At 54.1% G+C, this 12,685-nt stretch carries 13 protein-coding genes; 10 read left to right on the top strand and 3 right to left on the bottom strand.

Going from position 1 to position 12,685, the window contains the following annotated elements; genetic code table 11:
• Positions 1-35: 35 nt before the first annotated feature.
• From hslV to rraA, 4 genes are all read left to right on the top strand, one after another.
• Positions 36-566 carry an ATP-dependent protease subunit HslV gene (gene hslV / locus LOZ86_RS20905; RefSeq protein ID WP_039486803.1) on the top strand — a complete coding sequence of 177 codons (531 nt, stop codon included), beginning with the start codon at positions 36-38 and terminating at the stop codon, positions 564-566.
• Between the two features lie 9 nt (positions 567-575).
• Positions 576-1,907, top strand: a complete 1,332-nt coding sequence (hslU, locus tag LOZ86_RS20910) for an ATP-dependent protease ATPase subunit HslU (protein ID WP_039514089.1) — start codon at positions 576-578, stop codon at positions 1,905-1,907.
• 144 nt (positions 1,908-2,051) lie between these two features.
• Positions 2,052-2,969: a 1,4-dihydroxy-2-naphthoate polyprenyltransferase gene (locus LOZ86_RS20915; protein ID WP_230242736.1), complete on the top strand. Its 918-nt coding sequence runs from the start codon at positions 2,052-2,054 to the stop codon at positions 2,967-2,969.
• Between the two features lie 134 nt (positions 2,970-3,103).
• The gene (gene rraA / locus LOZ86_RS20920) at positions 3,104-3,589 is read left to right on the top strand and encodes a ribonuclease E activity regulator RraA (RefSeq protein ID WP_039486799.1); all 486 of its coding nucleotides are present in this window, start codon (positions 3,104-3,106) and stop codon (positions 3,587-3,589) included.
• Between the two features lie 117 nt (positions 3,590-3,706).
• Here the strand turns inward: rraA and zapB are convergent, their stop codons facing one another.
• Positions 3,707-3,946: a septal ring assembly protein ZapB gene (gene zapB, locus LOZ86_RS20925; protein ID WP_010281529.1), complete on the bottom strand. Its 240-nt coding sequence runs from the start codon at positions 3,944-3,946 to the stop codon at positions 3,707-3,709.
• 570 nt (positions 3,947-4,516) lie between these two features.
• On the opposite strand from zapB, the gene LOZ86_RS20930 reads away from it, so the two are divergent.
• From LOZ86_RS20930 to fpr, 4 genes are all read left to right on the top strand, one after another.
• Positions 4,517-5,356, top strand: coding sequence for an MIP/aquaporin family protein (locus LOZ86_RS20930; protein WP_039486797.1), 840 nt, complete (start codon positions 4,517-4,519; stop codon positions 5,354-5,356).
• Between the two features lie 53 nt (positions 5,357-5,409).
• Entirely contained in the window at positions 5,410-6,921 is a 1,512-nt protein-coding gene (glpK, locus tag LOZ86_RS20935; protein ID WP_039486795.1) for a glycerol kinase GlpK, read from the top strand.
• 254 nt (positions 6,922-7,175) lie between these two features.
• The gene (glpX, locus tag LOZ86_RS20940; protein ID WP_039486794.1) at positions 7,176-8,186 is read left to right on the top strand and encodes a class II fructose-bisphosphatase; all 1,011 of its coding nucleotides are present in this window, start codon (positions 7,176-7,178) and stop codon (positions 8,184-8,186) included.
• A gap of 289 nt (positions 8,187-8,475) precedes the next feature.
• The gene (gene fpr, locus LOZ86_RS20945) at positions 8,476-9,222 is read left to right on the top strand and encodes a ferredoxin--NADP(+) reductase (RefSeq protein WP_039486793.1); all 747 of its coding nucleotides are present in this window, start codon (positions 8,476-8,478) and stop codon (positions 9,220-9,222) included.
• A 17-nt stretch (positions 9,223-9,239) separates the two neighbouring features.
• Here the strand turns inward: fpr and LOZ86_RS20950 are convergent, their stop codons facing one another.
• Positions 9,240-9,662, bottom strand: coding sequence for a DUF805 domain-containing protein (locus LOZ86_RS20950; RefSeq protein ID WP_039486792.1), 423 nt, complete (start codon positions 9,660-9,662; stop codon positions 9,240-9,242).
• Positions 9,663-9,919: 257 nt separating this feature from the next.
• Here LOZ86_RS20950 and LOZ86_RS20955 point away from each other — a divergent pair, with 257 nt between their 5' ends.
• Positions 9,920-10,519 (top strand): YiiQ family protein, encoded by a 600-nt coding sequence (locus LOZ86_RS20955; protein WP_039486791.1) that lies wholly within the window; start codon positions 9,920-9,922, stop codon positions 10,517-10,519.
• Between the two features lie 157 nt (positions 10,520-10,676).
• Positions 10,677-11,444, top strand: coding sequence for a triose-phosphate isomerase (gene tpiA / locus LOZ86_RS20960; protein ID WP_012822001.1), 768 nt, complete (start codon positions 10,677-10,679; stop codon positions 11,442-11,444).
• A gap of 136 nt (positions 11,445-11,580) precedes the next feature.
• Here the strand turns inward: tpiA and aguA are convergent, their stop codons facing one another.
• On the bottom strand, positions 11,581-12,684 hold the full coding sequence (aguA, locus tag LOZ86_RS20965) for an agmatine deiminase (RefSeq protein WP_039514093.1): 1,104 nt from the start codon (positions 12,682-12,684) through the stop codon (positions 11,581-11,583).
• Between the last annotated feature and the right edge of the window lies 1 nt (position 12,685).

A 12,685-nucleotide genomic window follows, 5' to 3' on the forward strand; every position in this document is an offset into this window, starting at 1 on the left:
TGCGGGGATCTTTTTCTTCAAACGGGGACTGACTCGTGACAACAATTGTAAGCGTACGCCGCAACGGCCGGGTGGTCATTGGCGGTGATGGACAAGCCACTCTGGGCAACACCGTGATGAAAGGCAACGTGCGTAAAGTGCGTCGCCTCTACCATGACCGCGTCATCGCCGGTTTCGCAGGCGGTACGGCGGATGCCTTCACCCTTTTTGAGCTTTTTGAGCGCAAGCTGGAATTACATCAGGGTCATCTGGTGAAAGCTGCCGTCGAGCTGGCGAAAGACTGGCGTACCGACCGTATGCTACGCAAGCTGGAAGCCCTGTTAGCCGTTGCGGACGAAAATGCCTCGCTGATCATTACCGGTAATGGTGATGTCGTGCAGCCTGAAAACGATCTGATCGCGATTGGTTCCGGCGGTCCTTATGCACAGGCTGCCGCGCGTGCTTTACTGGAAAACACCGAGCTGGGTGCGCGTGATATCGTCGAGAAATCTCTGGGGATTGCTGGCGACATCTGTATCTACACCAATCAGTTCCACACGATAGAAGAATTAGCCTCCAAGGCGTAAGGATCAACTATGTCTGAAATGACCCCGCGCGAGATAGTCAGCGAGCTCGACAGCTATATCATCGGCCAGCATAAAGCGAAACGTGCCGTTTCCATCGCGCTGCGTAACCGCTGGCGCCGCATGCAGTTGGACGAAGCACTTCGTCATGAAGTGACGCCTAAAAATATTCTCATGATCGGCCCGACCGGCGTCGGTAAAACCGAAATCGCTCGCCGTCTGGCGAAGCTCGCCAACGCGCCGTTCATCAAAGTGGAAGCAACCAAATTCACCGAAGTCGGCTACGTGGGTAAGGAAGTTGACTCCATCATCCGCGATCTGACCGATTCCGCGATCAAAATGGTGCGCCATCAGTCGATTGAAAAAAATCGCTTCCGTGCGGAAGAGATGGCGGAAGACCGTATTCTGGACGTGTTGATTCCCCCCGCGAAAAACAACTGGGGACAGGCCGAAGGCACGCAGGAGCCATCAGCGACGCGTCAGGCATTCCGCAAGAAACTGCGTGAAGGCCAGTTGGACGACAAAGAGATCGAGATCGACCTCGCTGCCTCTCCCGTTGGCGTAGAGATCATGGCTCCGCCGGGCATGGAAGAAATGACCAACCAGCTCCAGTCCATGTTCCAGAATCTGGCAGGACAGAAGCAGAAAGCCCGTAAGGTCAAAATCAAAGACGCCTTCAAGCTGTTGATAGAAGAAGAAGCCGCCAAGCTGGTGAACCCGGAAGAGCTGAAGCAGCAGGCGATTGAAGCCGTTGAGCAGCACGGTATCGTGTTCATCGATGAGATCGACAAAATCTGTAAGCGTGGCGAAAGCTCCGGCCCGGATGTTTCCCGTGAAGGTGTTCAGCGCGACCTGCTGCCGCTGGTCGAAGGCTGCACCGTGTCCACCAAGCACGGCATGGTCAAAACCGACCACATCCTGTTTATCGCGTCCGGTGCGTTCCAGGTTGCCAGCCCGTCCGATCTGATTCCAGAATTGCAGGGGCGTCTGCCGATTCGCGTAGAGTTGCAGGCGCTGACGACGGAAGATTTCGAACGCATCCTGACGGAACCGAGTGCCTCGCTGACCGAGCAGTACAAAGCGCTGATGGCAACGGAAGGCGTGAATATTTCATTCACTGCCGATGGTATCCGCCGTATTGCCGAAGCAGCCTGGCAGGTCAACGAAAGCACCGAGAATATCGGCGCGCGTCGTCTACATACCGTGATGGAGCGTTTGATCGAAGACGTTTCTTACGACGCCAGCGAAATGAACGGTCAAAGCGTTACCATTGACGCAGATTACGTACGTAATCATCTGGATGAATTAGTAGCAGATGAAGATCTGAGTCGATTTATCTTATAATCCGTTTTCGCGGATCGCACGATTAACGATAAAGTGGGAGGCGTTGGCCTCCCACTTTTGTTTCTGACGCCGCCATCACTGACTTTTCTTGTTTATAAACGGATGATTCACACCAGTGAATCGTCAATAAAATTGAAGCACACCATGACCTTATCGACCCAGAGCAGCAAAACCAAAGCCTGGCTGGATAGCCTGCGTCCAAAAACGTTGCCATTAGCTTTTGCGTCCATCGTCACCGGCTCGGCGATCGCGAACTGGCATAGCAGCTTTAAACCGGGTGTAGCATTACTGGCGTTGTTAACCGCCGGACTGCTGCAAATCCTTTCCAATCTGGCAAACGACTATGGGGATGCGATGAAAGGCAGCGATACCGAGGAACGCATCGGGCCGTTGCGTGGCATCCAGACTGGGGCGATTACGCTGACACAGTTGCGCAATGTGCTGATGGTAACCGTAGCGCTCACCATCATTTCCGGCGTGAGTCTGGTGATTCTAGCGTGTGAAAAGCCCGCGGATATCTTTGGTTTCCTGATTCTGGGGCTGCTGGCGATTTTCGCCGCCATCACCTATACCGTTGGCAACAAACCCTACGGTTATATCGGACTCGGCGATATTTCGGTGCTGATCTTTTTCGGCTGGCTCAGCGTCGCGGGATCGTATTACCTGCAAACCGGCCATTTCGACAGCATCGTGATGCTGCCAGCAACGGCCTGCGGTCTGTTGGCGACGGCGGTTCTGAACATCAACAACCTGCGCGATATCGACAACGATCGCATTAGCGGAAAGAACACGTTGGCCGTACGTCTTGGGGCGGAAAAAGCGCGCTTCTACCACACGATGCTGCTGTTGCTGGCACCGGTTTGTCTCGGTCTGTTTGCGACGTTTTATCTGCACAGCCTGGCGGGCTGGCTCTTTATTCTGGCGCTCCCGTTGCTGATTCAGCAGGCACGCTATGTGCTGCGTGAAACCAGCGCATTCAGTATGCGTCCAATGCTGGAAAAAACGGTGAAAGGCGCGCTGCTAACCAACATTCTGTTCGCCGTTGGCGTGATATTGAGTTAGTGCGGGTAAAGTGAGCCCGGGCGAAAAGCGGTGCGTATTTACTGATACGCATCAAGTTAATATTTGATGATTTTGCCAACAGCCGCCAGAAAGGGATATACTCATGATTCCGGCGGCAAACAGACGTTAATCCTATGAAATACGATACTTCCGAACTGTGCGATATCTACCACGAAGAGGTGAATGTTGTTGAGCCTCTGTTCTCTAATTTTGGCGGGCGTACTTCATTTGGTGGCAAAATCACCACGGTGAAATGTTTTGAGGATAACGGCCTGCTGTTCGATCTCCTTGAAGAGAACGGCCTCGGGCGCGTGCTTCTGATCGATGGCGGGGGCTCCGTGCGCCGCGCGTTGATCAACGCGGAAATCGCCCGGCTGGCGACGCAAAACGAGTGGGAAGGCATTGTCGTTTATGGCGCGGTGCGTCAGGTTGACGATTTGGCTGAGCTGGATATCGGTATTCAGGCGATGGCGGCGATTCCGGTCGGTGCGGGTAGCGAAGGCATCGGCGAGAGCGATATTCGCGTCAACTTCGGTGGCGTCACCTTCTTCTCCGGTGACCATCTGTATGCCGATAATACCGGTATTATCTTGGCGGAAGACCCGCTGGATATTGAATAATATCGTTGAATTTCCGCGTTTTATTGCGGTTACATCAGCACGAAAAAGGGCGATAGACGCCCTTTTTTATTTGGCTCAATCGATAAGCCGTTCCTTCGTCTGAGCCAGCAAGTCTTATTAGACTTCTTCCATTTTGCCTAACAGCGCGCGCAGGCGCTCTTGCCATACCACTTGCTCTTCTTTCAACTGCTCGTTCTCGCGCACCAGCGCTTCACGTGAACCCGCTGCCGCCTGCACATCCTGCGACAGCGCGTTGTTCTGCTCTTTCAGCTCTTCAATTTCCATTTGCAACAGCGTGATGGTATCAATCGCCTGCTGAACTTTCGCTTCCAGCTTTTCAAACACTTCAAATGACATTCTTCAAACCCCTTTTAATCGCAACAAGGCAAAGATCGGTTAACGCTGGCTTTCGGACTCTGTAGCCAACACTCAACGGTGTCGCCATCCGCCCGTAAACATAATCCTGACCGCGGGACGGCTGGCAAGACAGACCATAGCGAAATTGTATGTAGCCAACCGCCACCTGTCTAGCGCACATCCCCCACTACGCGAGTGTGGCAGCTTTTCTTACGTAACACTATCAGTACAAACTGAAAAACAGGCAGTACAAACTGAAAAACGGACGGCCGAAACGGAAAAATGAGCGGCGTAAACTGAAAACGACGCCTGTTCGCTTCCCCATTACTCCTATTGTGTTAATAAATTTAACCTGAGCGTTACTATCAACTTTGGGCAAAAAACCACTGCGAGTCATTTTATAAGCGAATACGCTCATTTTCTTGACGCACAACACACATTTCAATTTCGATATTTCTCGTTTTCGAGCATTAACGATAAATTCACATCATAAATACATTTAAAACAGAGGATGCCCCCAACAGTATCCTTAGACCTACCACTCTGTACGTTACCCAGCAGGAAAAAAATATGAGCCAAGCAGAACGTTCAACGCTAAAAGGCCAGTGCATCGCCGAGTTTCTCGGCACTGGCCTGCTGATTTTCTTCGGTGTCGGCTGTGTCGCCGCCTTGAAACTGGCGGGAGCCAGCTTCGGACAGTGGGAGATCAGCATCATTTGGGGTTTAGGGGTTGCGATGGCAATCTACCTGACCGCCGCCATTTCCGGCGCTCACCTCAACCCAGCCGTCACTATCGCCCTGTGGCTGTTTGCCTGCTTCGATGGACGTAAGGTCGTGCCTTACATTCTGGCGCAGATTGCAGGGGCCTTTTGTGCCGCCGCACTGGTCTACTGTCTGTATCACAGTCTGTTCGTGGATTTTGAACAAGCCAACAATATGGTGCGCGGCAGCACGGAAAGCCTGAGTTTAGCGGGTATTTTCTCAACCTATCCGAACCCACACATTTCTGTCATGCAGGCGCTGCTGGTTGAAACCGTCATCACCGCTATCCTGATGTGTCTGATTCTGGCGCTGACCGATGATGGTAACGGTATCCCTCGCGGGCCACTCGCTCCCCTGCTGATCGGTATTTTGATTGCCGTTATCGGTGCGTCCATGGGGCCGCTGACTGGCTTCGCCCTTAACCCAGCGCGTGACTTTGGTCCTAAGCTGTTCGCTTTCCTGGCGGGCTGGGGCAACGTGGCCTTCACCGGCGCACGCGACATTCCTTACTTCCTGGTTCCCATCTTCGGCCCCATTATCGGTGCCTGTCTGGGTGCCTTCGGTTATCGCGCACTGATTGGCCGCAATCTGCCATGTGATGTGTGCGAACCCGAGGCAGAAACTACCACGCGTCGTGAAAGCCGTTAAACTTAACGCCACGACCATCCTATTTCACGGTTAATCATTACAGGATTGGATTTATGAACCCGGAAAAAAAATACATTGTCGCGCTCGACCAAGGCACAACTAGCTCCCGCGCCGTCGTACTGGATCACGACGCCAATATCATCAGCGTTTCACAGCGTGAATTCACCCAGATCTATCCAAAAGCAGGCTGGGTAGAGCACGACCCGATGGAGATTTGGGCATCACAAAGCTCAACGCTGAACGAAGTGTTGGCTAAAGCCGACATCAGCGCGGATGAAGTCGCGGGCATTGGTATCACCAACCAGCGTGAAACCACCGTCGTATGGGAAAAAGAAAGCGGCAAGCCGATTTATAACGCCATCGTCTGGCAGTGTCGTCGTACCGCTGAAATTTGCGAAAAGCTGAAGAAAGACGGTCTGGAAGAGTACGTTCGCAACACCACCGGTCTGGTGGTCGATCCCTACTTCTCTGGCACCAAGGTGAAATGGATTCTGGATCACGTTGAAGGCTCTCGTGAACGCGCCAAACGCGGCGAACTGCTGTTTGGTACCATCGATACCTGGCTGATTTGGAAAATGACGCAAGGACGTGTTCACGTCACGGATTACACCAACGCCTCCCGTACCATGCTGTTTAACATTCATACGTTGGAATGGGATACCCGCATGCTGGAAGCACTCGATATCCCGCGCGAAATACTGCCGGAAGTACGTGCTTCTTCAGAAATCTACGGCCAGACCAACATTGGCGGTAAAGGCGGTACGCGTATTCCTATCGCCGGTATCGCGGGTGACCAACAAGCGGCGCTGTACGGCCAGCTTTGCGTCAATCCGGGCATGGCAAAAAACACCTACGGCACGGGCTGCTTCCTGCTGATGAACACAGGTAAAGAAGCGGTGCTGTCCAAACACGGCCTGCTGACCACCATCGCCTGCGGTCCACGCGGTGAAGTCAACTACGCGCTGGAAGGCTCAGTGTTCGTTGGCGGTGCCTCCATCCAATGGCTGCGTGACGAGCTGAAGCTGATCGGCGACTCAATGGACTCTGAATACTTCGCGACAAAAGTGAAGGATTCTAACGGCGTCTATGTCGTCCCTGCGTTCACCGGTTTGGGTGCCCCCTACTGGGACCCGTATGCCCGTGGCGCAATCTTCGGTCTGACCCGTGGCGTGAATGCTAACCACATCATCCGCGCAACGCTGGAATCGATTGCCTTCCAGACCCGCGACGTTCTGGATGCCATGCAGGCGGACGCCAATACGCGCCTGAAAGCGCTGCGTGTCGACGGCGGTGCGGTCGCCAACAACTTCCTGATGCAGTTCCAGTCCGATATCCTCGGCACGCGCGTGGAACGTCCAGAAGTGCGTGAGTCCACCGCGCTGGGTGCGGCTTTCCTGGCGGGCTTAGCGACGGGCTTCTGGAACGATCTGGATGAAGTGAAGAGCAAAGCCACGATCGAGCGTGAATTCCGTCCTAGCATCGAAACCGTGGAGCGTAACGTGCGCTACAGCGGCTGGCAGAAAGCCGTGGCTCGCGCTCGTAACTGGGAAGATCACGACGCGTAATCCGCCAACGAATCTATCCACATCGGGCGCGCCTGTCGCGCCCGTTTTTTCCCTATCGCTCAACCGCCCACCTCCCTCGTTGTGATAAAATCCCGCCCAAATCCTAATGTTGTTCGTTTAAGAACCGAGATACCGGGGCGACCACAGTGCGAGGTGTCCCTGCGGGAACCTCATCACCGTGTTTCCCCTAAATCCATGCTTAAGTGGCTAACATAAGGCCGCTCCTTTTCCCGATCGACAACAGACAGGTATTTATGAAACGTGAATTAGCCATTGAGTTCTCGCGCGTCACCGAAGCAGCCGCGCTGGCAGGCTATAAGTGGTTAGGCCGTGGCGACAAAAATGCCGCCGACAATGCGGCCGTACAGGCGATGCGCATCATGCTGAATCAGGTCAATATCAACGGTCAGATCGTCATCGGCGAAGGGGAAATCGACGAAGCGCCTATGTTGTTCATCGGCGAGCAGGTCGGTACCGGTCAGGGTGATGCCGTAGACATTGCCGTCGATCCGATTGAAGGCACGCGGATGACGGCAATGGGTCAGGCGAACGCGCTGGCCGTGCTGGCCGTTGGCGAAAAAGGCACGTTTTTGCACGCACCAGACATGTACATGGAAAAACTGATTGTCGGCCCCGAGGCAAAAGGCGCAATTGACCTCAACCTGCCGCTGGCGGACAACCTGCGTAATGTCGCACTGAAGCTGGGTAAACCGCTGAGCCAGTTAACGGTGACTATACTCGCTAAACCACGCCACGATACCTGCATCGCGGACATGCAGCAGTTGGGTGTGAAAGTGTTCGCGATTCCAGACGGCGACGTAGCGGCATCCATCCTCACCTGCATGCCAGACAGCGAAGTTGACGTGCTTTACGGCATCGGTGGCGCGCCAGAAGGTGTGATCTCAGCAGCCGTTATCCGCGCGCTTGATGGCGACATGCAAGGGCGTTTGCTGGCACGTCATCAGGTCAAAGGCGATAGCGCTGAAAACCGCCGCATCGGTGAAGATGAGCTGGCACGCTGCCGCCAAATGGGCATCGAAGCGGGTGGCGTCCTCAAGCTTGATGACATGGCGCGTAACGATAACGTGATTTTCTCTGCAACTGGCATCACCAAAGGTGATTTGCTGGACGGGATCGCGCGTAAAGGCAATATGGCAACGACCGAAACGCTGCTGATCCGCGGCAAATCCCGCACGATCCGCCGGATTAAATCGACGCACTATCTGGATCGTAAGGATCGTACGCTGCACGAGTTCCTGCTGTAGCAGGACACTGCCCGGCTGACTGATTGTTTCACAGTTGTTAATAAATGGCGTATCGTAGATGCACGAATATTGGCGTCGATACCCTAAATAATTCGAGTTGCAGGACAAAACGTTATCGTTTTGAACAACGTAAGACGTTGGCCCGCAGGGCGAGGACCATTTAGGGGCCTCGTAACGCGGCAATCGCGCGAGTCCCCAGGAGCTTACTCAAGTAAGTGACTGGGGCGAGTAAGGGAAGCCAACGCACATGCAGCTTGAAGTATGACGGGTACAACAGGAGCAGAAAAATATGGCGGAATGGGTGACAGGCAAAGTGGTTCAGGTAGAAAACTGGACAGAAAGTCTGTTTAGCATTCGGGTTCACGCACCCACCGATGCATTCACTGCTGGGCAGTATGGCAAACTGGCGCTGGAGATTGATGGCGAGAAAGTGCAACGCGCTTATTCCTACGTGAATGCGCCCAGCGATCCCACGCTTGAGTTCTATCTGGTGACGGTGCAGGAAGGTAAGCTCAGCCCGCATCTGCATGCGCTGCAGCCCGGTTCAGACGTCCTGATCGTCAAAGAAGCTGCCGGCTTTTTCGTGCTGGAAGAAGTGCCTGATTGTGAAACGCTGTGGATGCTGGCAACAGGGACGGGCATTGGCCCTTATCTGTCGATTCTTCAGGAAGGTAAGGCTCTGGAGCGTTTTAAGAATATCGTGCTGGTTCACGCCGCCCGATTCTCACGCGATCTGAGCTATCTGCCACTGATGCAGCAATTACAGCAGCGCTACCACGGTAAACTGCGTATTCAAACGGTCGTCAGTCGGGAAGAAGAAACGGGTTCGCTGACGGGCCGCATTCCCCAGTTGATCAGCAGCGGTATGCTGGAAGCCGCTGTAGGCCTGCCGATGGATGCGGCAACAAGCCACGTCATGCTGTGCGGTAACCCGCAGATGGTGCGCGACACGCAGCTGTTGCTGAAAGAAGAGCGCCAAATGACCAAGCACCTGCGCCGCAGGCCTGGTCATATGACTGCCGAAAACTATTGGTAACGGCAGTTCGTTGTTAATTAGCGGCGGAAACGAAACGGCTCCGCCGCTGCGCCAAAGCGATTTTCCTCTTTTGTCCCCAGAAAAACGCCACAGTCGAGCAACGTCATCACGACAATCAGGATCGGCAAGAAGCGGCCAATGCCCCACTGCCAGATGGACGAGAACATCGTCCAATTCCCCGAGACCAACATCCACGCCACCACGAGCAGCAGCGCCCACCAGCCGCTCTTATTACGGTCGTGCAGCCGTTTCACCATGATCGCCGCCGTCGGCCACAGCAATACCACCAAACCAAACGCCGTCGATTGCGTATCCAGCCAGCTTTGGCCGGATAGCGTAAACAGCACCGCCATCAGCGCGACCCAAATAGCCATCCAAAGCCAGAAATCACGACGACCGACTCGGCCTTTAAACGAGAAGCACCACTGCTGTAATGTCATTAACGATAACGCCCTGAATTGTCGGCCTGTCTGGCCGAATTAATCTGTATTTTACGCTGGCTGATTTTACCTCAACCGAGACAGTTGCCCGCAATCTTTACGCAATTTTTGTCAGCCACGTGCGATTTCTCACAACGACGTACTGTTTTTGACAACCACGTACTATTTTTGACAACGACGTACAAATGCCGCTTTAATCAAACGTATTCCGCCGTTATCGGCCTGGACATCTTCTGAAGTGGTTGACCCGAATCCCTATGACACGAAAACGCATCGCTTCACTTTTGGTTTTATCATCGCTGGTGCTGTACCAGACTCACGCGGGTGCCGATCCGACGTTCCCGCCTAAAACCTCAGCCAATGCGCCGTATCTGCTGGCTGGTGCCCCCACTTTCGATCAAACCATCACGCAGTTCCGTTCTCGCTACAATCTGAGCAATCCGACGCTGCCGATCGGTGAATTTCGGGTTGTCGATACCAGTAATATCACCAGCATGTTGACCCGCGCAGCCAGCCGGATCAACGACCATCTCTATGCTTCAACCGCGCTGGAGAAAGGCACCGGGAAAATCAAAACGCTGCAAATTACCTGGCTACCGCAGCCGCCGAGCGAACAAGAAACCGCAGTGCGTCGTAAGCAGGCCATCGACTATATGGCCGCACTGGCGCGAACATTCGCACCGTCACTGACGGAAGAACAGAGTGTGAAAAAAGTCACCAAACTGCTGGGAAAAGGCAAAGGACAGCGCTTTTACCAGCAGACGGAAGGGGCCTTGCGCTATGTCGTTGCAGATGACGGCGAAAAAGGGCTAACTTTTGCTGTTGAACCGATTAAGCTAACGCTATCTGAACCGTGATCAACACGGTAATTAATGACGAAAAACAGAGCCACGGTCACATTTCGTCTCTATACTGTGGGCAGGTTATATTGCCTGACGGCAGTACTGTTTATTCATTAATGCATTGATTCATTAACATATTGATTCATTCGCGATTCCGGCTGGAGGAAAAAAGATGCGACATCCATTAGTTATGGGTAACTGGAAGCTGAACGGCAGCACTCACATGGTCAACGAACTGATTGCGGGCCTGCGTAAAGAGCTCAGCACCGTTGACGGCTGTGGCGTAGCGATTGCACCACCTGCTATCTATCTCGATCAGGCTAATCACCAACTGGCTGGCAGCCGCATTGCTCTGGGCGCGCAGAACGTTGACGTGAATCTTTCTGGCGCTTTCACCGGTGAAACCTCTGCCGAGATGCTGAAAGATATCGGCGCGAAATACATCATCATCGGCCACTCTGAGCGTCGCACCTACCACAAAGAAAGCGATGAATTCATTGCGAAGAAATTTGGCGTGCTGAAAGACGCGGGTCTGATTCCAGTGCTGTGCATTGGCGAAACCGAAGCAGAAAACGAAGCAGGCCAGACGGAAGCCGTCTGTGCGCGTCAACTGGACGCCGTGCTGAACACGCTGGGCGCGAAAGCGTTTGAAAACACCGTTGTTGCCTACGAACCTGTCTGGGCTATCGGTACCGGCAAATCTGCAACCCCAGCACAGGCTCAGGCTGTTCACAAATTCATCCGTGACCACATCGCCAAGCAAGATGCTGCCGTTGCTGAACAAGTGATCATCCAGTACGGCGGTTCGGTGAATGCCGCGAATGCGGCCGAGCTGTTCACCCAGCCGGACATCGATGGCGCGCTGGTTGGCGGTGCATCACTGAAAGCTGACGCCTTTGCTGTCATCGTGAAAGCAGCAGCCGACGCTAAACGCGGCTAAGCTTTATCGAAAACAGACGGACGAAGGTTCGTCTAATCAAAAAGCCGGTTCACGCTATCGCGCCAACCGGCTTTTTTTATGACGGACATCCCCGTCCGTCACCCTTCTTTTAAACCGTCAGTTAACGGTTCAACCGTTACTTCACCGCAGGGATTTGCTGCGTAATGCAGTGAATATTTCCCCCGCCCAGCAGGATTTCCCGCGCAGGCACGCCGCTAATCAAGTAGCCAGGGAACATCTGTTGCAGCAGATCGCGTGCAACGTCATCCGTCTTCTCATCCAGCAGCGGGAAAATGATCTGCTGATTGCTGATCAGGAAATTCACGTAAGACCCCGCCAGACGCGAGCCGGCAAGACGTTCAACCGCATCGCCGCTGTCCACGCCCTGTGCTTCTTCTTTGGTCGCATGCAGCGGACCGGGTGCAGGCAGTTTCCAAATTTTCAGATCACGCCCTTGTGCATCGCGCGCAGCCGACAGTACCTCATAGGCCGCGACGGAGCGTGCATACTGTGGATCGTTTTCATCATCCGTCCAGTGCAGTGCCACTTCACCGGGACGCACGAAGCAGCACATGTTATCGATATGCCCGTCGGTTTCGTCGTTGTACACGCCCTCTTCCAGCCAGATAATCGTCGAGATGCTGAGGTAATCACGCATCAGCTGTTCGATTTCTGCCTTGCTCAGGTGCGGGTTACGGTTCGGATTGAGCAGGCATTCCATCGTAGTCAGCAGCGTACCTTCACCATCGACATGGATCGATCCACCTTCCAGAATCAGCGGCGCGGCATAACGCGCGACCTGATGATAATCCAACACCTGTGCCGCGACTTTCTCATCCTGACGCCAGTCTTCATACAGACCGCCCAGCTCGCCGCCCCAGGCATTGAACTGCCAGTCAATGCCCCGGCGCTCACCGGCCTGATTCAGCACGATGGTTGGACCGGTGTCGCGCATCCAGGCGTCATCGCTTTCCATTTCCACCAGCGTGACATTCACTGGCATCACGTTTTGCGCATCCGCCATGTAGCGTGCAGGCACGCCCATGATAACCGGCGTGTTCTGAGCGATAGCTTCCGCCACGCGCGCGAACGTTTTCTGCGCCGGAACGCCCTGTTCGCGCCAGTTGTCGGTACGATACGGCCAAATCATCCACACGGCATCATGCGGTGCCCATTCGGCGGGCATTGCAAAACCATCCTGATGCGGCGTGGTGAGATGAGGAGTAGCTAGCTGTGACATC

Source organism: Pectobacterium parvum, from assembly GCF_020971565.1.
Lineage (GTDB): Bacteria > Pseudomonadota > Gammaproteobacteria > Enterobacterales > Enterobacteriaceae > Pectobacterium > Pectobacterium polare.